17 protein-coding genes and 1 tRNA gene are annotated in these 20,290 nt (G+C 71.7%); 6 read left to right on the plus strand and 12 right to left on the minus strand.

Features of this window, described 5'->3' with window-relative positions; all coding sequences use genetic code 11:
• Positions 1 to 17 precede the first annotated feature (17 nt).
• Entirely contained in the window at positions 18 to 1,151 is a 1,134-nt protein-coding gene (locus AB0N84_RS04365) for an ATPase, T2SS/T4P/T4SS family (protein ID WP_289457449.1), read from the minus strand.
• Positions 1,152 to 1,704: 553 nt separating this feature from the next.
• Between AB0N84_RS04365 and acs the strand changes: the two genes are divergently transcribed.
• Positions 1,705 to 3,657, plus strand: coding sequence for an acetate--CoA ligase (gene acs / locus AB0N84_RS04370; RefSeq protein ID WP_289457448.1), 1,953 nt, complete (start codon positions 1,705 to 1,707; stop codon positions 3,655 to 3,657).
• 78 nt (positions 3,658 to 3,735) lie between these two features.
• Here acs and AB0N84_RS04375 read toward each other — a convergent pair whose 3' ends face one another.
• Both AB0N84_RS04375 and AB0N84_RS04380 read right to left on the minus strand, forming a co-directional pair.
• Positions 3,736 to 4,197 (minus strand): RidA family protein, encoded by a 462-nt coding sequence (locus tag AB0N84_RS04375; protein WP_363543988.1) that lies wholly within the window; start codon positions 4,195 to 4,197, stop codon positions 3,736 to 3,738.
• Entirely contained in the window at positions 4,194 to 4,352 is a 159-nt protein-coding gene (locus AB0N84_RS04380; protein WP_182046010.1) for a hypothetical protein, read from the minus strand. Before AB0N84_RS04380 ends, AB0N84_RS04375 begins: the two co-directional genes overlap by 4 nt.
• A 50-nt stretch (positions 4,353 to 4,402) precedes the next feature.
• Here AB0N84_RS04380 and AB0N84_RS04385 point away from each other — a divergent pair, with 50 nt between their 5' ends.
• The 5 genes from AB0N84_RS04385 to AB0N84_RS04405 all read left to right on the plus strand — a co-directional run bounded on the left by AB0N84_RS04385 (position 4,403) and on the right by AB0N84_RS04405 (position 9,921).
• Complete coding sequence (locus tag AB0N84_RS04385) at positions 4,403 to 6,964, plus strand: transglycosylase domain-containing protein (RefSeq protein WP_363543992.1); 2,562 nt, start codon at positions 4,403 to 4,405, stop codon at positions 6,962 to 6,964.
• Positions 6,961 to 7,917, plus strand: coding sequence for a metallophosphoesterase (locus tag AB0N84_RS04390; protein ID WP_363543995.1), 957 nt, complete (start codon positions 6,961 to 6,963; stop codon positions 7,915 to 7,917). The genes AB0N84_RS04385 and AB0N84_RS04390 overlap by 4 nt, the downstream gene beginning before the upstream one ends.
• Positions 7,918 to 8,026: 109 nt before the next feature.
• A tRNA-Pro gene (locus AB0N84_RS04395) sits at positions 8,027 to 8,100 on the plus strand.
• A 175-nt stretch (positions 8,101 to 8,275) separates the two neighbouring features.
• The gene (locus AB0N84_RS04400) at positions 8,276 to 9,304 is read left to right on the plus strand and encodes an ATP-binding protein (protein ID WP_363543998.1); all 1,029 of its coding nucleotides are present in this window, start codon (positions 8,276 to 8,278) and stop codon (positions 9,302 to 9,304) included.
• Complete coding sequence (locus AB0N84_RS04405) at positions 9,301 to 9,921, plus strand: response regulator transcription factor (protein ID WP_289457443.1); 621 nt, start codon at positions 9,301 to 9,303, stop codon at positions 9,919 to 9,921. The genes AB0N84_RS04400 and AB0N84_RS04405 overlap by 4 nt, the downstream gene beginning before the upstream one ends.
• A 21-nt stretch (positions 9,922 to 9,942) precedes the next feature.
• On the opposite strand, the gene AB0N84_RS04410 is transcribed toward AB0N84_RS04405, so the two are convergent.
• The 9 genes from AB0N84_RS04410 to AB0N84_RS04450 all read right to left on the minus strand — a co-directional run bounded on the left by AB0N84_RS04410 (position 9,943) and on the right by AB0N84_RS04450 (position 20,202).
• On the minus strand, positions 9,943 to 10,980 hold the full coding sequence (locus AB0N84_RS04410; protein ID WP_363544001.1) for an LLM class flavin-dependent oxidoreductase: 1,038 nt from the start codon (positions 10,978 to 10,980) through the stop codon (positions 9,943 to 9,945).
• A gap of 94 nt (positions 10,981 to 11,074) precedes the next feature.
• Entirely contained in the window at positions 11,075 to 11,710 is a 636-nt protein-coding gene (locus AB0N84_RS04415) for a thymidine kinase (RefSeq protein WP_182046005.1), read from the minus strand.
• The gene (locus AB0N84_RS04420) at positions 11,710 to 12,411 is read right to left on the minus strand and encodes a response regulator (protein ID WP_223246564.1); all 702 of its coding nucleotides are present in this window, start codon (positions 12,409 to 12,411) and stop codon (positions 11,710 to 11,712) included. The genes AB0N84_RS04415 and AB0N84_RS04420 overlap by 1 nt, the downstream gene beginning before the upstream one ends.
• On the minus strand, positions 12,398 to 13,576 hold the full coding sequence (locus tag AB0N84_RS04425; protein ID WP_363544003.1) for a hypothetical protein: 1,179 nt from the start codon (positions 13,574 to 13,576) through the stop codon (positions 12,398 to 12,400). The genes AB0N84_RS04420 and AB0N84_RS04425 overlap by 14 nt, the downstream gene beginning before the upstream one ends.
• On the minus strand, positions 13,573 to 14,811 hold the full coding sequence (locus AB0N84_RS04430; RefSeq protein ID WP_363544005.1) for an ATP-binding protein: 1,239 nt from the start codon (positions 14,809 to 14,811) through the stop codon (positions 13,573 to 13,575). Before AB0N84_RS04430 ends, AB0N84_RS04425 begins: the two co-directional genes overlap by 4 nt.
• Before the next feature lie 158 nt (positions 14,812 to 14,969).
• Positions 14,970 to 16,166: an Rv2578c family radical SAM protein gene (locus tag AB0N84_RS04435; protein ID WP_289457439.1), complete on the minus strand. Its 1,197-nt coding sequence runs from the start codon at positions 16,164 to 16,166 to the stop codon at positions 14,970 to 14,972.
• A gap of 45 nt (positions 16,167 to 16,211) precedes the next feature.
• Positions 16,212 to 17,699: a malate:quinone oxidoreductase gene (locus tag AB0N84_RS04440; RefSeq protein ID WP_289457438.1), complete on the minus strand. Its 1,488-nt coding sequence runs from the start codon at positions 17,697 to 17,699 to the stop codon at positions 16,212 to 16,214.
• Positions 17,700 to 17,816: 117 nt separating this feature from the next.
• Positions 17,817 to 18,866, minus strand: a complete 1,050-nt coding sequence (locus tag AB0N84_RS04445) for an aspartate-semialdehyde dehydrogenase (RefSeq protein WP_182046000.1) — start codon at positions 18,864 to 18,866, stop codon at positions 17,817 to 17,819.
• 70 nt (positions 18,867 to 18,936) lie between these two features.
• Positions 18,937 to 20,202, minus strand: a complete 1,266-nt coding sequence (locus tag AB0N84_RS04450) for an aspartate kinase (RefSeq protein WP_069712163.1) — start codon at positions 20,200 to 20,202, stop codon at positions 18,937 to 18,939.
• Positions 20,203 to 20,290 lie beyond the last annotated feature (88 nt).

A 20,290-nucleotide genomic window follows, 5' to 3' on the forward strand; every position in this document is an offset into this window, starting at 1 on the left:
CGCAGCCGGCCGGCCGGTCACACCCGGCCGACGCCCCGGACCGGACGTACGGCGAGCCGAGCGTCGCCGTCGACCACGCAGGAGCCCACCGCGGCGAGACCCCGCCTCGACCCCGAGCGTTCGAGGTGCACGACGAGGTCCACCGCGCTCACCACCTGCCGGGCGAGCGCCTCCGGCCCGAGCCCGGCGAGTGCACCGAGGGCCTCGAGCCGGGCCGCGACGTCCTGCAGGCCGTTGGCGTGCAGCGTCCCCGCACCGCCGTCGTGCCCGGTGTTGAGGGCGGACAGCAGTTCCCGCACCTCCGCGCCCCGGCACTCGCCCACCACGAGCCGGTCCGGCCGCATGCGCAGCGCCTCCCGCACCAGCCGGTCGAGCCCGATCGCGCCCACGCCCTCCGCGTTCGCCTGCCGCGCCTCGAGCGCGACGACGTGCGGGTGGTCGACGCGGAGCTCCGCGACGTCCTCGACGGTGACGATGCGCTCGTCGTGCGGGACCGCCGCCAGCATCGCCGCCAGCACCGTCGTCTTGCCGCTGCCGGTGGCGCCCGTGACGAGCACGTTCCGCCGCTCGGCCACCGCGCGCTCAAGCACCGCGCGCGGGACGGCCCGGAACGCACCGCGGCGTTCGAGGGACGCGAGCGTCGGTCGGTCCGGCGACGGGAGCCGCACCGACAGTGCGGTGCCGCCCACCGAGACCGGCGCGAGCACGACGTGCACCCGGACGCCGTCGCCGTGCCGGACGTCGGCGCACGGTGTCGTCTCGTCGACGTGTCGTCCGCCGAGGGCCACGAGTTCCGCGGCGAGCGCCCGGACACGCCGCTCGGGCAGGTCCGGTGGGACGCGCTCGAGGCCGCGCCCCCGGTCCACCCACGTTCCGCGACCGCCGACGACGAGGACGTCCGTGGTGGCGGCGTCCGTGACGAGCGCGGCGAGTTCCTCGAACGCCGCGGCGTCCACCGCCCTGCGGCCCCGGGTGGGGAGCCGGTGTGCGCCCGGCAGGAACGGCTCGTCGACCACGGACGCCAGGTGCGCGGCGGGCGGACGGCGGACGGGCACGGCGGGCGGAGACGACCCGGCCGCGGCCCGGTCGAGCGGGAGCCCGCCGTCCGGGGACCGACGGGACCTGGGGAGCTCGGCTCGGTGACGGTGCATGGCGACGACGGTAGGGCGGCGGCGTGCTCGGGTGTCCGCCGTCTGCGCACCCTTGTTGGTAGCGGCGACCATCCACACCAACGGCGGGTTTTGTACCCCGCGACGGAATCCCGTACCCCGTTCGGCTCCGGCCCCGTCAGCACGTCGCGCGACCGTCTCCCGGCCCGGTCCGCAGAACGCCGCACCGTCCCGATCACGACCGCTCGGGGCAACGTCTGCAACGAGCGCGTGGACAGGTCTGTCCACGGTTCGGCACCAGCACGCGGATCGCTGCGACCCTGCCCGGAGCACTCCGCGACACCCGTCGGACAAAAAGAAGAGGCGGCACCGGTTGGGGGGAACTGGTGCCGCCTTGACATCGGTGGATTGGGGGGAATCCGACCCGGTGCCGCCGGAAACGAGTCCGGCAGGAACCACTGTACCCCATGAACACCCGTGCTCGGCAACCCCCGCGACCGGATGTCCGAGCGGCGCCCGCCCGGGTCGCTGCGGCGCGCCGACCGAGGGGTAGTCTCCGACTGCACCCCTGCCGCACCGACGCGAGAGGACACCGATGTCCACACCGATCCGGGCCGACGAACGCCACGACGACGGCCCCACCTTCGCCCCCACCGCGGCCTTCGTCGCCGACGCCGTCGCCGGCGAGGACCTGCACACGGCCGCCACCGCCGACCGCGAGGCCTTCTGGGCCGACCAGGCACGCAGCCTGCTGGACTGGCGGACACCGTTCACCCGGACGCTCGACTGGTCCGACGCCCCGTTCGCCAGGTGGTTCGACGACGGCGAGCTCAACGTCGCCGAGAACTGCCTGGACCGCCACGTCCGCGCCGGCAACGGGGACCGGGTCGCGATCCACTTCGAGGGCGCCCCCGGCGACACCCGCCGCATCACCTACGCGGAGCTCACCGCCGAGGTGCACCGCGCCGCGAACATGCTGACCGACCTCGGCGTCGAGCAGGGCGACCGCGTGGTCGTCTACATGCCGCTCGTGCCCGAGGCCGTCGTCACGATGCTCGCCGTCGCCCGCATCGGCGCGGTGCACTCCGTCGTCTTCGGCGGCTTCAGCGCCGAGAGCCTCCGCGCCCGTATCGAGGACGCCGGCGCGAAGCTCGTCGTCACCGCCGACGGCGGCTGGCGACGCGGAGCGGTCTCGCCGCTCAAGCCCGCGGTCGACGAAGCCCTGACCGGCGCGGGCACGGACACCGTCGAGCACGTCCTCGTCGTCAAGCGCGGCGGCAACGACATCGCCTGGACCGACCGCGACCTGTGGTGGCACGACGAACTGGCGAAGGCCGCTCCCGAGCACGAGGCGCAGGCGTTCCCCGCCGAGACGCCCCTGTTCATCCTCTACACCTCGGGCACGACCGGGAAGCCGAAGGGCATCGTGCACACCTCCGGCGGCTACCTGACCCAGGCCGCGTACACGCACCGGAACGTGTTCGACATGCACCCGGAGAAGGACGTCTACTGGTGCACCGCCGACATCGGGTGGATCACCGGACACTCCTACGTCGTCTACGGCCCGCTCGCGAACGGCGTCACGCAGGTGCTCTACGAGGGCACGCCCGACGAGCCGCAGCCCGGTCGCTGGTGGGACATCGTCGACTCCTACGGCGTCACGGTCCTCTACACCGCGCCGACCGCCGTCCGCGCCGCCATGAAGGCCGGCCGGCAGATCCCCGAGGCCCGCAGCCTCGAGTCGCTCCGCCTGCTCGGCAGCGTCGGCGAGCCGATCAACCCCGAGGCCTGGCAGTGGTACCGCCAGGTCATCGGGCACGACCGCACGCCGATCGTCGACACCTGGTGGCAGACCGAGACCGGCGCGATCATGATCTCGGCACTGCCCGGCGTCACGAAGCTCAAGCCCGGCGCCGCGCAGACCCCGCTGCCGGGGATCGTCGCCGAGATCGTCGACGAGGAGGGCCACCGCGTCGACCCGGGCGAGAGCGGCTACCTCACCGTCACCGAGCCGTGGCCGTCGATGGCCCGTGGCATCTGGGGCGATCCGGACCGCTTCGTCGAGACCTACTGGGACCGCTTCCCCGGTCGCTACTTCGCGGGCGACGGCGCACGCCTCGACGGACAGGGCGACATCTGGGTGCAGGGACGCGTCGACGACGTCATGAACGTGTCGGGCCACCGCCTCTCGACCGCGGAGATCGAGTCGGCACTCGTCGGTCACGAGGGCGTGGCCGAGGCGGCCGTCGTCGGCGCGGCCGACGAGACCACCGGTCAGGCCGTCGTCGCGTTCGTCATCCTGACCGCCGAGGCGGCGGAGGGCGTCGACCGCGACGCGGTCGCGAAGGAGCTGCGCGACTGGGTCGGCAAGCGGATCGGCGCGATCGCGAAGCCGCGGCAGGTGGTCGTGGTCCCGGAGCTGCCGAAGACCCGCTCCGGCAAGATCATGCGGCGCCTGCTCCGCGACGCGGCCGAGGGCCGCCGCATCGGCGACACGACCACGCTCGCCGACCCGACGATCATGGCGACCATCGCGGAACTCATGTGACGCGCGGAACGTGGGCAGGGCCTCCAGTCCGTCCGAACTGGAGGCCCTGCCCACGTGACCTGGATCGCTGACGGTCCGTCAGTCGGTCAGCTCCACGACCAGCTCGACCTCGACCGGCGCGTCCAGCGGCAGCACCGCGACGCCCACCGCACTGCGCGCGTGGACGCCGGCATCCCCGAGGACCTCCCCGACGAGGGTGGATGCCCCGTTCGCGACGCCGGGCTGCCCGGTGAACGACGGGTCGGACGCGACGAAGACCGTGACCTTCACGACGCGCGCGACGCGGTCGAGCGACCCGGCCACGGACGCGACGGCCGCCAGCGCGTTCAGGGCGGCGACCCGGGCCTGGGCGGTCGCGGTGTCCGCGTCGACCCCGGCCCCGACCTTGCCGGTGACAGGCAGCGCACCGTCGACGAAGGGCAACTGGCCGGCCGTGTACACGTACTTCCCGGTGGCGACGGCGGGCACGTAGGCGGCAACGGGCGCCGCGACGCCGGGGAGCTCGATGCCGAGCTCCGCGAGCCGGTCGGCGACGCTCACGCGTCGGCCTTCGGGCGCTTCAGGTAGGCGACGAGGCCGCCCTCGGGGCCGCTGACGACCTGGACCAGTTCCCACCCCTCGGAACCGAAGTTGTTCAGGATCGCGGCCGTGTTGTGGATGAACAACGGAGCGGTGAAGTACTCCCACTGAGTCATGCGGTTCCTTGCCAGCCTTTCAGTCGTGGGCGTCGTTTAGGCTGCATCCTATGTCTGCCCAGAAGTCTGCCTCGCGGACCAAGCCCGTCTCCGCGATCGGCGCCTTCGTCGGTTTCGTCGGTTTCAGTGCGCTCGCTGGTCTGCTGGTCACGATCGGGGTCACCCCGGCCATCGCCGTCGCCGGTGTCACGACCACCTCGACGATCGGCGTGTTCGAGTCGCTGCCGGAGTACATCGAGATCGGTGACCTCCCGCAGCGCAACGAGATCTACGCCTACGCCAACGGCAAGCCGGTCAAGCTCGCGACGGTCTACGACCAGAACCGCGAGGAGCTCAAGTACGACCAGATCAGCGACCAGCTGAAGAACGCCGCCATCGACGGCGAGGACAAGCGCTTCTGGGACCACGGTGGCGTGGACATGACCTCGCTCGTGCGCGCCGGTGTGGGCAGCATCGCCGGCGGGCTCGGCGAGTCCGGCGGTGGCTCGACGCTCACGATGCAGCTCGTGCGCAACATCAAGATGCAGCAGGCCCTCGAGCTCCCCACGCAGGAGGAGCGCGAGAAGGCGTACAACGACGCCGTCGAGCAGACCATCCCCCGCAAGCTCGAGGAGATGAAGCTCGCGATCGGCCTGGCGAAGAAGTACTCGCACGAGGAGATCCTCACCGGGTACCTCAACATCGCCTACTTCGGCGACCAGACGTACGGCGTGCAGGCCGCCGCGCAGCACTACTTCAACAAGTCGGCGACCGACCTCACGCCGGCCGAGGCCGCGTCGATCCTCGCGATCGTGCAGTCCCCGAACACGCGCAACCTGGCGTCGGAGAAGAACTACGAGGCCAACAAGGCCCGCCGCGACGTCATCCTCAAGTCGATGTACGCGCAGAAGCACCTGTCCAAGGCCGACTTCGACCAGGCGATCGCATCGAACCCGAAGGACTACGTCCACCTCACCGAGCCGAACCAGGGCTGCCAGTCGGCCGCGGGCAACGGGGCGCAGTTCTTCTGCGACTACGCGGTGAAGGTCGTGAAGAAGATGTCGCAGCTCGGCGGCACCCAGAAGGAACGTGACCAGGCCTGGCGCAACGGTGGCTACACCATCCAGACGAGCCTCGACATCAACCTGAACGGGCAGCAGAAGGACCTGCTGAACACGTACGACCCGAAGACCGAGTCGCGCCTGCAGCTCGGCAGCGCGCTCAACTCGGTCGAGGCGTCGACCGGTCGCATCCTGACGATGGCCCAGAACAAGGACTACGACCAGTCGCTGCAGTCGCCGCCCACCGCGACGTCGATCAACTACAGCGTCGACAAGGAGTACGGCGGGTCCATCGGCTTCCAGGTCGGCTCGACCTACAAGGTCTTCACGCTGCTCGACTGGCTGAAGGCCGGGCACGGTCTCAACGAGAGCGTCAACGGCACGCCGCACAACACCTCGCAGTGGACGCAGTGCGGGTCGACGATCACGTCGCCCTGGGCGCCGAAGAACGACTCCGCGGGTGAGAACGGCAGCTTCACGGTCGCCCGCGCGACCGCGCTCTCCGTGAACGCCGCGTTCGCCTCGATGGCCGCGAAGCTCGACCTCTGCGACATCCGGCAGACCGCGCAGGACCTCGGCGTGCACTCCGCCGACGAGAAGACGGAGCTGAACGCGTACCCGTCCTCGATCCTCGGCACGAACAACATCGCGCCCCTGACGATGGCCTCGGCGTACGCGACCATCGCCAACGGCGGGACCTACTGCGCGCCCATCGCGATCGACCAGATCACGGACGCCACGGGCAAGAAGCTCGGCGGCCAGACGAAGCAGTGCAAGCAGGTGCTCGACCCGGCCGTCGCCGCGACCGCCGCGTTCGCCATGCGTGGGACGATCCAGTACGGCACCGCCGTGGGGGCGCAGACGCCGGACGGCACGCAGCTCTTCGCCAAGACCGGCACCACGGACGACGCGGACCAGATCTGGCTCGTCGGCGGGAGCTCGAAGGTCGCCACCGCCTACTGGCAGGGGAACACCGACGGCGCGAAGAACAACCTGCGGCACTACTACTCGGGTGCCGGCTACGGCTCGTACGCCGGTCAGCGTGCGCACGTCTGGCAGCAGGCGATGATCCCGATCAACCAGCTGCACCCGGCGGACCCGTTCCCGGCACCGTCCCAGACCGCCCTGCGCGGCAACTCGCTCAACGTCCCCGACGTGAAGGGCAAGACCGCGGACGAGGCACGGGCGACGCTCGCCGGCGCCGGCTTCACCTACGTCGACGGCGGCACGCAGCCCGGTGGGGGCGCTCCCGGCACCGTCTCGTCGACCTCACCGGGAGCGGGGACGCTCCTGTCGCAGGGTTCGAGCGTCACCGTCTACACGACGGACGGCACGCAGACGACCGTGCCCGACGTCGCCGGCAAGTCCTTCGACGAGGCGCGCGGACTCCTGCAGCAGGCCGGCTTCGCGAAGGTGTCGACGACGAACCGCTACGCCAAGGGCGACGACGGCAAGAAGTGCACCGTGGCGAACGTCCGGCCCCAGGTCGGCGCGGCCGCGAGCAAGGACACCACCGTGTCGCTGCAGCTGTTCGGTGACCAGGACGGCAAGGCGCCGAAGGAGTGCCGGTGAGTCGGGGCCGCGCCGCGCTGGGGGTCATCGCAGCGGGCGCGGCCGTCGGAGCGGCGACGGCGACGTGGGGTTCCCTCGTCGAGCGTCGCCGCTTCGGCATCCGCTGGGAGACCGTGCCCGTGCTTCCCGAGGGCTCGCGTGACGTCACCGTCCTGCACCTCTCCGACATCCACATGGCGCCGTGGCAGGCCGACAAGCAGCAGTGGCTGCGCGACCTCAGCCTGGTCGAGCCGGACTTCGTGGTGAACACCGGCGACAACCTCGGTCACGAGACGGCGAACGCGGCGGTCGAGTACGCGCTCGAGCCCTTCCGCGGCATCCCGGGTGCCTTCGCGCACGGGTCGAACGACTTCTACGGCCCCTCGCCCCGGAACCCCTTCAAGTACTTCACCGGGCCGAGCAGCACGCACTCCGACCGGCGCCCGGTCGGCCTCGACATCGACCGGCAGACGGCGTTCTTCGAGTCGCTCGGCTGGCTCGACGTCAACGACCAGGCGCACGCGATCGAACTCCGGGGATCGCGGTTCGAGCTCTTCGGCACCTCGGACGCGCACCGCGACTGGGACCGGCTCGACCTCCTGCCGACGAACGTCGACGAGATGCGCAGCACCGTGCCGTGGACCGAGGACGAGGACGGCCCCGCCCCGGTCGCGATCGGGATCACCCACGCGCCGTACCGCAGGGTCCTCGACGCCTTCGTCGACCAGGGTGCGGACATCGTCTTCGCCGGGCACACCCACGGCGGACAGGTGCAGGTGCCGGGCGTGGGCGCGCTCGTCACGAACTCGGACCTCCCCCGCCGTTACGTGAGCGGTCTGCACCAGTGGCAGCACCGCGGGCACTGGTCGTGGCTCGAGGTCTCCGCGGGGATCGGCACGTCCATCTACGCCCCGGTGCGGTTCTCCTGCCGCCCGGAAGCCGTCGTCGTGACCCTGACCGCGAAGACCGCCTGAGCCCGGCACCGACCGGTGCGACGCGCCCGGGTGTTCGCTCGATGGTCGTGAGCACCCTCGAACGTCCGGTAGACTTTCCTGGTCGCTCCGGTTCGGGGCGATCACACCGCGGGGTGTGGCGCAGCTTGGTAGCGCGCCTCGTTCGGGACGAGGAGGTCGCAGGTTCAAATCCTGTCACCCCGACACTGTGTTGAGACAGTGATGAAGCCCGGGTCCTCGGACCCGGGCTTCTGTTCTTCCCGGGCTCCTGGACTGCCCCGGATCATCGCCGGATCCGCGGTCCCTCCTGTGTCCGTCGACACACACCGCTGTCCCGACCGCTGCTGCGCTGCACTCCCCCGCTACGCTCGCAAGCGTCATGACGATCCCCGCCCCGCTCGCCGCCGTCCTCTCGGAGATCGGTGCCCGCTTCCCCCACCTCGCCGACGACCCGGTGATGGCCCGGAGCCTGCTCGAGAACGTCACGTCGATGGTGGCCGAGGCGCACGAGCGCTACGCCTCGGGTGACGGCGTCGGGAGCATCGTCAGCGACCGCTACCTCGACCCGGACCACCTGGCCACGGGGGCGCTGCACGCCGAGCACGCCCAGCACCCCGCCGGGGCGATGCTCGCCGCCGAGATGCTGTTCGACGCGTACCTGCCGGTCTTCGTGGACGAGGTCGGCGCCAGCACCACCGCCGAGGTCCTGCGGGCGACACGGGCGTTGCACGCCGGGGTGTGGAGCCGCTTCCCGGCCGGCGCCATCGCCTACACCGAGGCACTCCGGCAACGGGTGACGACGGCGAACCTCGACTCGCGGACGCAGATCGCGCGGGACCTCCACGACCGCGTCGCCCACGGGGTCCTCGCCGGCCTGCAGCGGCTCGACCTCGTGCTGCTCACCGACCCACCGCCACCGGAACGCTCCGAGCAGCTCGAGGGCGCCGCGCGCCTGCTGCGTGCCGCGTTGACGGACGTCCAGGACCTCGCGGTGACGCTGCACGCACGCGTCGGCGACGACCGGCTCGACGACGCCCTGCGACGGCACGTCGACGACCTCTTCCCGGGCGACGACCGCCTGACCGTCACCACGACGGGCGTCGGTGGCACGCTGCCGAACTGGAAGGCCGAGGAGGCCCTCACGATCCTGCTCGAAGCGCTCACCAACCGCCGGAAGCACGCACCGGGATCCACCGCGTCCGTGAGCTTCGCGTGGTCCGAGACGGCCGTGGTCGTGACCGTCCGCGACGACGGACCCGGCTTCACGCCCGGCTCGGGCGCGGACGGCCGGCTCGGCCAGCAGACCATGCGCGAGCGCGCCGGGGTGCTCGGCGCACGACTCGACGTCGAGAGTGCGCCCGGAGCGGGCACCACCGTCCGCCTGACCGTCCCGCGGGGGTCGATGTGACCGGCATCACCCACGTCGCACTGGTCGACGACCACCGGCTGTTCCGGGAGGGGCTCGCGACGATCCTGTCGTCCGTCCCGACCATCCGCGTGGTCGCGCACGGCGAGCGACCGTCCGACGTGCTCGACTCCCCCGAGGCGAACGCGATCGACGTCCTCCTGCTGGACGTCGAGCTCGACGGCCCGCCCGCACGCACCACCATCGCGACCGTCCGGCGGAACCACCCGCGGATCGCCGTGGTGGTGCTCACGATGCACCGGGACGCCGTGCTCCGCCGCGCGCTGCTCGACGCGGGCGCCGTCGACTTCCTGACGAAGGACACACCGAGCCGCGAGCTCGTCGACCGCATCGTCCGAGCGACCCGCACCGACGCCGCACCGGTGACCTTCCCGGTCGACCTGGTGACCGACGCCCGGGCCGGCTCACCGCTGAGCGACCGCGAGCTCGAGGTGCTCCGTCTCGTGGCCGCAGCCCGGTCCAACGCCGAGATCGCCGCCGAGCTCGGTCTCGCGGTCGGCACCGTCAAGCGGCACGTCTACAACGTGTTCCGCAAGCTCGACGTGGGCACGCGGGTCGCCGCCATCACCGCTGCGGCACGGCTCGGCCTGCTCGCCTGACGGCACCACGCGAGCGCGACGTCAGACGGTCGCGCCCGCCGGGACCAGCCGGCCCTCGGCCTGCAGCGACGCGACGACCTCGAGCGCCTGGTGCCGGTACCGGGCCTGCGCCGCACCCGGTGCCACGATCACGCCGTCGGCACCGGTGGACGCGACGAGCTCGTTGATCTTCGCCGCGACCTGCTCCCGCGTCCCGTACGCCTGGCGCTCGGTCCGCGCGGCGATGAACCGACGCTCGAGGTCCGAGAACTCGTACGCGCGCGCCTCGTCCATCGACACCGGCTCGGGCTTCGCGCCCTGCCGCATCCGGATGAACGAGATCATGCCGGGAGCGCTCTGCTCGTCGACGATCGCGGGGTCCTCGTCGGTCACGACCTGCACGCCGATGAGCGCGTTCGGCGTCTGCCGGAAGCGCGACGGGCGGAACGAGTCGCGGTACAGCGCGAGGGCCGCCTCGGTGTTGTCGGAGGCGAAGTGGTGCGCGAAGGCGAACGAGACACCGAGGGCACCGGCGACCTGCGCGCTGTAGCCGGAGGACCCGAGCAGCCAGAACTCCGGCACGTCGCCGTAGCCCGGCACGGCCCGGATGCGCGAGAGCGGGTTCGCCTCGTCCATGCCGGTGAAGAAGCCGATCAGGTCGGCGAGCTGCTGGGGGAAGTCGTCGACGTCGAGGCGGTCCGTCCGGCGCAGGGCCATCGCGGTCGCCCCGTCGGTCCCGGGTGCGCGGCCGATGCCGAGGTCGACCCGGTCGCCGTAGAGCGCCCGCAGCGTGCCGAACTGCTCCGCCACGACGAGCGGCGCGTGGTTCGGCAGCATGACCCCGCCGGAGCCGATGCGGATCCGCGAGGTCGCGGCACCCACGGCGCTGAGCAGCACCGCCGGCGCCGAGGACGTGATGCCGGGCATGCCGTGGTGCTCCGCGACCCAGATGCGCTCGTAGCCAAGGCGCTCCGCGTGGACCGCGGTGTCGATGGTGCCCTGCAGGGCCTCGGTGTTCGTCTGGCCGTACTCACGCGTGGCCAGGTCGAGGACGGACAGGTGCAGGGTTGCGTCGCTCATGCGGGGCACAACCGACGCCGGGGCGCGCACATTCCGCGACGGGAGGCGCGTGGCGGGCCCGCCACGCGCCTCCCGTCCGGTCACACGGTCGCGCTCAGTGCGCGAGCGCACCGTCCAGCCGCCCACCCGACTCCGTCAGGTAGCAGTTCGCGCAGAGCGACTCGTAGGTGACACCCGCTCCGTCGATCGCGACCTGCGAGCCGTCGAAGACGAACCGCCCGTCGACCTTCCGCGGGTTGAACACCGCCTTGCGTCCGCACCGGCAGATCGTCTTGAGCTCCTCGAGGGAGTGCGCGATCTCCAGCAGCCGGGCGCTCCCCGGGAACGCCTCGGTGCGGAAGTCGGTCCGGATGCCGTACGCGAGCACCGGGACGTCGTCGAGCACGGCGATCCGGAGCAGGTCGTCGACCTGTCGCGGTGTGAGGAACTGTGCCTCGTCGACGAGGACGCAGCTGACCGGCCGGACCATGCCGTCGAGACGAGCCGACTCCGGGTCGGTCGCACCGGCGTCCGCGACGGCCGCACGGACGTCGTCGTCCGGCGCGAACACGACGTCCACCGCCCGCGTCACCCCGAGGCGCGACACGATCTCGCGGTCACCCTTGGTGTCCACCGACGGCTTCGCGAGCAGGACCCGCTGCCCGCGCTCCTCGTAGTTGTAGGCAGCCTGCAGGAGCCCGGTGCTCTTGCCGCTGTTCATGGCGCCGTACCGGAAGTAGAGCTTCGCCACTACGCGAGGAACCCGTCCTCGGCCGCACGGCGGATGAGGTCGGACTTCTTCGACGCGGGCCGACCGACCTTGCTGTACTTCTCGCGGACCCGACGCAGGTACGTCTTCGCGGTCTCGTACTGCACGTTCATCTGCGCGGCGACCTCGTTCGTCGAGTAGCCCGACACGTACAGGCGCAGCGCTTCTTCCTCACCGGCGCTGAGCTTCGGCCGCTGGTGCGCGTTCGCCCCGGTCGGCAGCGGACGCCAGTCGCGCTGGACCGGGGTCTCGCGGGACACGCCCATGACCTCGCGCGCCACGTCCATGACCTCGCGCATGGGCAGCGACTTCGACAGGAACGCCGCGGCGCCGGCGGCCAGCGCGCGGTCACGGGACTCGCGGCTGTCGACGCTCGACAGGACGATGACCTTCGCGCCCGCGGCCCGGCAGGTGCGCACCCGCGCCTCGATCGACACCGGCTCCTTGAGCTGGAAGTCGAGGAACACCAGGTCCGTCGGGAAGTTCTCGCTGTGCACCATCTCGAGCCACGTGTGGGCCGTCAGGGCGAGGTCGAAGTCGAAGGCGTTCACGGCGATCCAGCTCGACAGGCTGTCGAGCAGCACCTCGTGGTCGTCGAGGATCGCCAGCCGCACGCGTCGGGTGCCGGCCTGCGGGAGCGGGGACCCGCCCTCCGTGGTCCGGGTCGGATCAGTGCTGGTCATAGGAGAACCTTAGTGCGAGGGACGATGGTCGGACCGCGACGTCGAGGTCGTGGAAGGTCACGCGGAGCACCGCGAAGTAGGGGTCGAAGGTGCGGTGGATGCCCACGTCGGAGTCGTCGACGGCGAGCTCCATGCGGACGGCGACGCGGCCGGCGGGAGCACCGGGCTCGTCGGCACGGCGGACCGTCGCGCGGAAGCGGGCGGGGTCGACCGTCGCCGCCCCGAGCGCCGCGCGCAGGAAGGTGCGGACGACCGTGCGCTGGTCGGCGTCGAGCGTCGCGATGAGCCCGTCCGGGTCGTCCACGGCCTCCGCCGGACCGCCGTCGACCACGACCGCGTACTCGAACCACGTCCGGTCGGCGTCCGCGACCATCGCCCGGCGGATGCCGTCGGCGATCGCACGGGCACGGGCGCGGTCGGCGTCGGTGATCACCTCGCGGGTGCGGAGCTCGGCGAAGAACGGCGCGACGTCGCGCGCGAGGATTACCGAGCGGTCCTGCTGCACGCTCGCGGCGATGCCGTCGCGCTCCGCGCGGGCCACCGAGTACGAACCGGCACGGATCTGCACCCGCTCGGCCAGGCCGCCGAAGGTCCACGCGAACACCACGGCCGCAGCGGTGAGCACGAGCGTCGGTGCCGCCGCGAGGAAGGCGGCCACCGCCACGGGCACCTGGTGCGGGAACACCGACGCGGAGACGCCCCAGGTCGCCGCGTCGACGGCGGCGAGCACGAGCCCGCCGACGGCGAGGTCGCGCCACGGGCGGTAGGGCGCGACGACGACGATCCCGGTCGCGGTCAGCAGGCACATGAAGTCGTTCAGGGCGTTCCGGTCAGGACCCCACTGGGCGGCGACGCTCGACACGGTCGCGACGGCGAGCAGGGCAACGTGGACGACGTACGCCCACCGCGGGAACGGCGCCCGGAAGGGTGAGGACGCGGTGACGACCACCGCTCCCGAGGAGGCGAGGACCAGCACGGTGAGCGCACTGAGCGTCGGGCTGCCGGGGACGTCACGGTCGAGCAGCGACACGAGCAGCGCCCACAGGACCCCACCGGCGCCGAGCACGACCGCGAGGGGCCGCGACCCCATGGCGCCGAGGGGGTCGTACTGCTGGGCGGTCCGGGAGCCCCGCGCGGCGGCGCGCACGACGTCGACGCGGCTCACCGGGTGTTCCCCCGGTCGGACTCGCCGGTCACGGCAAAGGCGTCCACCGTGTCCGCTCCAGCGGCCGGGTACGGCACGGACATCATCACGCTCGTGCCTGACCCGGGCGAGGACCACACCTGCACGTCACCGCCGACCCGGCCGATGCGCTCGCGGACCGATCCGCGCAGGCCCATCCGGTCGGCCCCGGTCTCCTGCTCGTCGAACCCGCGGCCGTCGTCGACCACCATCACGGTGCACGAGGCGCCGTCGTCGAACACGCTGACCTCCGCGGCATCGGTGCCCGCGTGCTTCCGCACGTTCGACAGGCACTGGCCGACCGCGCGGAGCATCGCCGTCGACCCGGCGGCGTCCAACCGGCCCAGGGCACTCGTGTCCCCGGTGACCGCGACCCGCAGGCCCTCGGTCCGGTGCTCGTCGACCATCGCGTCGAACGCCGTCGTCGTGGCGTCCGGGTCCGCGTCGGCACCGGTGTCCGGCGCGGCGAGCCACTGCCGCCCGGTGAGCATCGCGACGTCGGTCTCGACGGTCCGGGCGAGCTGGGCGTCCATCGGGCCGTCCGGGGCGAGGGCGATGGCACCGAGGTGGTTGAGGACCGTGTCGTGCAGGATGGCGGCGGCCTCGGCCTCGACCCCCGCGCGGTAGGCCGAGACGTGCTCCTCACGCGCGGAGCGGAGGAGTTCGGGCTGCACGCGCTCCGACCGGGCGGTGTTGCGGCTCGTGAACAGCACGAGTGCGACCACGAACCCGAGCGTGATCCACGCGAGGACGAGCGGCCTCGGGGGTGCGTCGGCCTGGAGCACCGCGAGTGAGGTCGCGAGCCGGCCGACCAGGAACCCGCCGAACGACCAGAGCACGACCCGGCCGGCCACGGCCCCCGCGCCGCCGACGAGGACGAGCGGGATCACCGCCAGCGAGAGAAGGTAGCTCGACACCCAGGCCGTCGGGACCTCGCGCTGCACGACGGTCGTGAACCACCAGGTGCACACGCCGCCGACGGCGAGGAACGCCACGGCGGAGCGCCAGGTGCCGAACTGCACGTGCACACCGATCATCGCGAGCATCGGCAGCAGCGCGAGCACCGCCCCGGCGACGCGGACGTCCGGCTCGGCCAGCCGGTAGAGCAGCAGGGTGACGGCGGCGGCGACGACGGACCCCACGGCAGCGGCGTGGAACGCCCGCACGGTCGACCACGCGTTCACTCGCGGTGCGAGGTGCGTGGGGATGCCGAGCACGGGTCCGTGGTCCTTCCGGGAGTCGTCCGGCCGCCGGTCTACACGAGCACCCGCGGGGCGATCGTGTACCCCGAATCGAGCGCGGTCCGGCGACCTGTCCGATGCTACCGCCGATCACCGACACGAGGTGTCCCCCGGACGCGGATCGCGGATGCTGCTCAGAAGAGCGTCGGCACCGCCTGCCCCGCAGCGGTCCGGGCCGCACCGGCGCGACGGTCCCAGTCCGGGTCGGCACGCTTGAGCGGTGAGGACGTCGGTCGGGACTGCTCGTCGAGGGACACGGGCACGCGGTACCCGTTCGTGATGGCCGGAGCCGCCCCGGCGTGCGCCGGCTCCGCCGTGGGGACCAGGTGCGCCTGGCGGTCACTGAACCCCATCGAACCCGTCGCCGGGTCGACCCGGCCGAGGCCGAGCCCGTGGTCGCGGAGGATCGGCCGTACCCGCTCGGCGAGCCAGCGCCGGTAGTCGGTCGGCGCGTAGGTGTTGTCGAGGTACATCGACCGGTAGCGCGCGACCAGGTCGGGACGGGTCCGGTCGAGCCAGGAGAACCACCACGGCTTCACACCCGGACGCAGGTGGAGCGCGGAGTACATCACGCTCGACGCGCCGGCGTCGGCCGCGCGCCCGATCGCGTCGTCGAGGTGCGCCCGCGTGTCCGTGATGAACGGCAGGACCGGCATGAGGAACACCGAGCACTCGAGCCCGGCGTCACGGATCGCCCGGACCGTGGCCAACCGCGCGGCCGTCGTCGGCGTCCCGGGCTCGACCTGCTGCTGCAGTTCGTCGTCGTAGACCGCGATCGACATCGCCAGGTCGACCGGCACCGAGCGGGCCGCCTCGACCAGGACCGGCAGGTCCCGACGCAGCAGGGTGCCCTTGGTGAGGATGCTGAACGGCGTACCCGACTCGGCGAGGGCGCGGATGACGCCCGGCATCAACCGGTACCGCCCCTCGGCCCGCTGGTAGGGATCGGTGTTCGTGCCGAGCGCCACCGGGTGCCGGTCCCAGCTCGGGCGGCGGAGCTCACGGCGCAGGACGTCGGCGACGTTCGTCTTCACCACGATCTGCTGGTCGAAGTCGGCGCCGCCGTCGAACTCGAGGTAGGTGTGCGTCGGCCGCGCGAAGCAGTACACGCACGCGTGGCTGCAGCCGCGGTACGGGTTGATCGTCCACCCGTAGGTGCCGCTGCCGTCGGCCGCCGGCACACGGTTCAGCGCGCTCTTCGCGAGGACCTCGTGGAACGTGACGCCCGCGAACTCCGGGGTCGTGACGCTCCGGACGAGTCCGCTGTTCGACTCGAGACCCGGCAGCGCGTCACCGCGCTCCGCTCCGATCGCCTGTCCGCTCCACCGCATCGCCCCATTCGAACACACGTTCGAACGGAGGGCAAGCCGGGTTCCTCAGTGGTGCAGCCCGAGGACCTTCGCCGTGCGCGCGAGCGTCTCGTCCGCCAGTCGTGCGTCCGATCCGAGATCCGTGCCGTACGTCGGGACCATGGTGCGCACCGTCGGCGCCCACCCGTCCCAGCGGTCCGGGAAGCACCGCTGCAGCATCGCGAGCATGATCGGCACCGCCGTGGACGCGCCCGGGCTCGCACCGAGCAGACCCGCGATGGAGCCGTCGGCCGAGGTGATGACCTCGGTCCCGAACTGCAGCACGCCGCCCTTCTCACGATCCGGCTTGATGACCTGCACCCGCTGCCCGGCCGTGATGCGGTGCCAGTTGTCCGGCTCCGCGGTGGGCATGAAGTCGCGGAGCGCCTCGAACTTGGTCTGCTTCGAGGCCATCAGCTGCCCCACCAGGTAGCGCACGAGGTCGAAGTTCGAGAACGCGACGCTGAGCATCGGCCGCAGGTTGTGCGGCCGGATCGACCGGAACAGGTCGAGGACCGACCCCTGCTTGAGGAACTTCGGGCTGAACCCGGCGTACGGGCCGAACATCAGCGAGGCAGAGCCGTCCACGATGCGGGTGTCGAGGTGCGGGACCGACATCGGGGGTGCGCCGACACTGGCCTTGCCGTAGACCTTCGCGGCGTGCTTCTGCACGACCTCGGGCTCGTCGGTGCGGAGGAACTCGCCGGACACCGGGAAGCCGCCGTAGCCGCGGATCTCCGGGATGCCCGACTGCTGGAGCAGGTGCAGGGCACCGCCACCGGCGCCGACGAAGACGAACTTCGCCGCGATGCGCTGGGTCGAGCGGCCGATCTCGTTCCGGACGTCGAGGACCCATCCCTCGGTCACCTTCGACCGTGTGATCTTCCGCACCTGGTGCGACGGCTCGAACTCGACGCCGGCGATCTCGAGCTCGTCGAAGAGCTGCTGCGTGAGGGACCCGAAGTCGACGTCCGACCCGGCCGCCGAGTAGGTCGCCGCGATCGGCTGGTCCTTCTTGCGACCCGGGATGAGCGCGGGCGCCCACTTCCGGATCTGCGCCGGGTCGTCGGAGTACTCGATGCCCGCGAAGAGCGGGTGGTCCTTGAGCGCCTCGTACCGCTTCCGCATGTACTCGACGTTGTCCGCGCCCCACACGAAGGAGATGTGCGGGGTCGGGTTGATGAAGTTCGACGGCTGCGGCAAGGCGCCGGTCTCGACCAGGTGCGCCCAGAACTGCCGTGAGACCTGGAACTGCTCGTTGACCGTGACCGCCTTGGCGATGTCGACGTGGCCGTCGGGCATCTCCGGCGTGTAGTTCAGCTCGCAGAGTGCCGAGTGCCCCGTCCCGGCGTTGTTCCACGGGTTCGAGGACTCCTGCGCGACGGACCCGAGCCGCTCGTAGACGCGGATCTTCCAGGTCGGTTCGAGGCGGTGGATGATGGCGCCGAGCGTGGCGCTCATGATCCCTCCCCCGACCAGGACGACGTCGATCGGGTCCACCTGCTTCACTGCCACCCGTCGATCCTACCGGCGCACCGCTGACAGGTGGGCGCACGACGGACTGGAGGCGCGGTGCCGACCGGCACCGCGCCTCCCGTCCGTCGGGTGGTCGCGATCGCGACCCGGACCCGCCTACGCGGCGACGGTGCGCCGCGCGAGGATGGTCTCCGCGATCTGCACCGCGTTGAGCGCGGCGCCCTTGCGGAGGTTGTCGTTGCTGACGAACAGCGCCAGGCCGTGCCCCTCGGGCGCGGACTGGTCGGCGCGGATGCGGCCGACGAAGGACGGGTCCTGGCCGGCGGCCTGCAGCGGCGTCGGCACGTCGGACAGCTCGACCCCGGGGGCCGACGCGAGGATCTCGGTGGCGCGCTCGGGCGACAGCGGCTCCGCGAACTCGGCGTGCACCGAGATCGAGTGCCCGGTGAAGACCGGCACGCGGACGCACGTCCCGGCGACGAGCAGGTCCGGCAGCTCGAGGATCTTGCGGCTCTCGTTGCGGAGCTTCTTCTCCTCGTCGGTCTCGCCCAGACCGTCCTCGACGATCGAGCCGGCGAGCGGGACGACGTCGAACGCGATCGGGCGGACGTACTTGACCGGCTCGGGGAAGGTCACGGCCGACCCGTCGTGCGTCAGCGCAGCGGTGTCCTGCTCGAGCGCCGCACGGGCCTGGCCCAGCAGTTCCTCGACCCCGGCGAGCCCGGAGCCCGAGACCGCCTGGTACGTGGTGGCCACCAGCCGACGGAGTCCGGCCTCGGTGTCGAGCACCTTCAGCACGGGCATGATCGCCATGGTCGTGCAGTTCGGGTTCGCGATGATGCCCTTCGGGGCCTCGTCGATCGCGTGCGGGTTGACCTCACTGACGACCAGCGGCACGTCGGGATCCATCCGCCACGCGCTCGAGTTGTCGACCACGAGGGCCCCGGCCGCCGCGAAGCGGGGCGCCAGCGCGCGCGATGCCGTCGCACCAGCCGAGAACAGTGCGATGTCGATGCCCGAGGGATCGGCGGTCTCGGAGTCCTCGACGACGACCTCCTCGCCGCGGAACGGCAGGGTCGTGCCGGCGGACCGGGCGCTCGCGAAGAACCGGACCCGGTCGGCCGGGAACGCGCGCTCCTCGAGGAGACGACGCATGACGGCGCCGACCTGGCCGGTGGCGCCGACGACGGCGACGGTGGTGCTCATGTGGTGCTCCTGCTCGTGGGTCGTGCCGTGCGTGCTCGTGGGCCGCGTCGGTGCGTGCTGGGGGCGCTGCTCAGCGGCCGGTGCCGGCGTAGACGACGGCTTCCTGGTCGGCGTCGAGGCCGAACGCCTGGTGCACGACCCGCATGGCCTCGTTCAGGGTGTCGGCGCGGGTGACGACCGAGATGCGGATCTCCGAGGTGGAGATCATCTCGATGTTGATCGAGGCCTCGTGCAGGGCGCGGAAGAGCGCCGCGGAGACCCCCGCGTTCGTGCGCATGCCCGCGCCGACCAGGGCGAGCTTGCCGATCTGGTCGTCGTACTGGATGCCCTCGTACCCGATGTCGGCCTTCGCGACCTCGAGCGCCGTCAGGACGCCCTGGCCCTGGTCCTTCGGCAGCGTGAAGGAGATGTCCGTGCGGCCGGTGACGGCCTCGGACACGTTCTGCACGATCATGTCGATGTTCGCACCGGCGCGGGCCACGATCGTGAAGATCTCGGCGGCCTTGCCGGGGGTGTCGGGCACGCCGACGACGGTGATCTTGCCCTCGGAGAGGTCTCCGGCGATCCCGGTGATGATCGGTTCTTCCACGGTTTCCCCCTCGGCAGGGTTGTAGACGATGGTGCCCTCGGCGTTGCTGAACGAGGAGCGGACGTGCAGGGTGACGCCGTGCCGTCGGGCGTACTCGACGGCACGGATGTAGAGGACCTTGGCGCCGGACGCGGCGAGCTCGAGCATCTCCTCGCTCGTGATCCGATCGACCTTCTGCGCCTTCGGCACGACGCGGGGGTCCGCGGTGAAGATGCCGTCGACGTCGGTGTAGATCTCGCACACGTCGGCGTCGAGCGCGGCGGCGAGGGCGACGGCGGTCGTGTCCGACCCGCCGCGTCCGAGCGTCGTGATCTCGCCCGTGGTGCGGTTGAAGCCCTGGAACCCGGCGACGATCGCGACGTGTCCGGCATCGAGCGCCTCGCGCACGCGCTTCGGGGTGACGTCGACGATGCGGGCCTTGCCGTGCTGGGCGTCGGTGAGCATGCCGGCCTGGCTGCCCGTGTACGAGGACGCCTCGACCCCCAGGCTCTTGATCGCCATCGCGAGCAGCGCCATCGAGATGCGCTCCCCCGCCGTGAGCAGCATGTCGAGCTCACGACCGGCCGGGATCGGGGTCACGGAGTGCGCGAGGTCGACGAGCTCGTCGGTGGTGTCGCCCATCGCCGAGACCGCCACGACCACGTCGTTGCCGGCCTTCTTCGTCTGGACGATCCGCTTCGCCACGCGCTTGATGCTCTCGGCGTCCGCGACGGACGATCCACCGAACTTCTGCACGATCAGGGCCACTGGCTGGTACTCCCGGGGACGACGGTTCCGCGACGGTCACGCGGTCTGACAATGCTAGAGGGTGTTCCGCGGATGTTGCGTGCGAGCG

This window comes from Curtobacterium sp. NPDC089185 (genome assembly GCF_040685235.1).
GTDB lineage: Bacteria > Actinomycetota > Actinomycetes > Actinomycetales > Microbacteriaceae > Curtobacterium > Curtobacterium citri.

What these genes read in the sequence shown, in the direction of transcription:
- AB0N84_RS04365 (WP_289457449.1), bottom strand. Translation starts at nt 1,151, where the DNA reads ATGCACCGTCACCGAGCCGAGCTCCCCAGGTCCCGTCGGTCCCCGGAC.
- acs (WP_289457448.1), top strand. Translation starts at nt 1,705, where the DNA reads ATGTCCACACCGATCCGGGCCGACGAACGCCACGACGACGGCCCCACC.
- AB0N84_RS04380 (WP_182046010.1), bottom strand. Translation starts at nt 4,352, where the DNA reads ATGACTCAGTGGGAGTACTTCACCGCTCCGTTGTTCATCCACAACACG.
- AB0N84_RS04385 (WP_363543992.1), top strand. Translation starts at nt 4,403, where the DNA reads ATGTCTGCCCAGAAGTCTGCCTCGCGGACCAAGCCCGTCTCCGCGATC.
- AB0N84_RS04400 (WP_363543998.1), top strand. Translation starts at nt 8,276, where the DNA reads ATGACGATCCCCGCCCCGCTCGCCGCCGTCCTCTCGGAGATCGGTGCC.
- AB0N84_RS04410 (WP_363544001.1), bottom strand. Translation starts at nt 10,980, where the DNA reads ATGAGCGACGCAACCCTGCACCTGTCCGTCCTCGACCTGGCCACGCGT.
- AB0N84_RS04420 (WP_223246564.1), bottom strand. Translation starts at nt 12,411, where the DNA reads ATGACCAGCACTGATCCGACCCGGACCACGGAGGGCGGGTCCCCGCTC.
- AB0N84_RS04435 (WP_289457439.1), bottom strand. Translation starts at nt 16,166, where the DNA reads ATGCGGTGGAGCGGACAGGCGATCGGAGCGGAGCGCGGTGACGCGCTG.
- AB0N84_RS04445 (WP_182046000.1), bottom strand. Translation starts at nt 18,866, where the DNA reads ATGAGCACCACCGTCGCCGTCGTCGGCGCCACCGGCCAGGTCGGCGCC.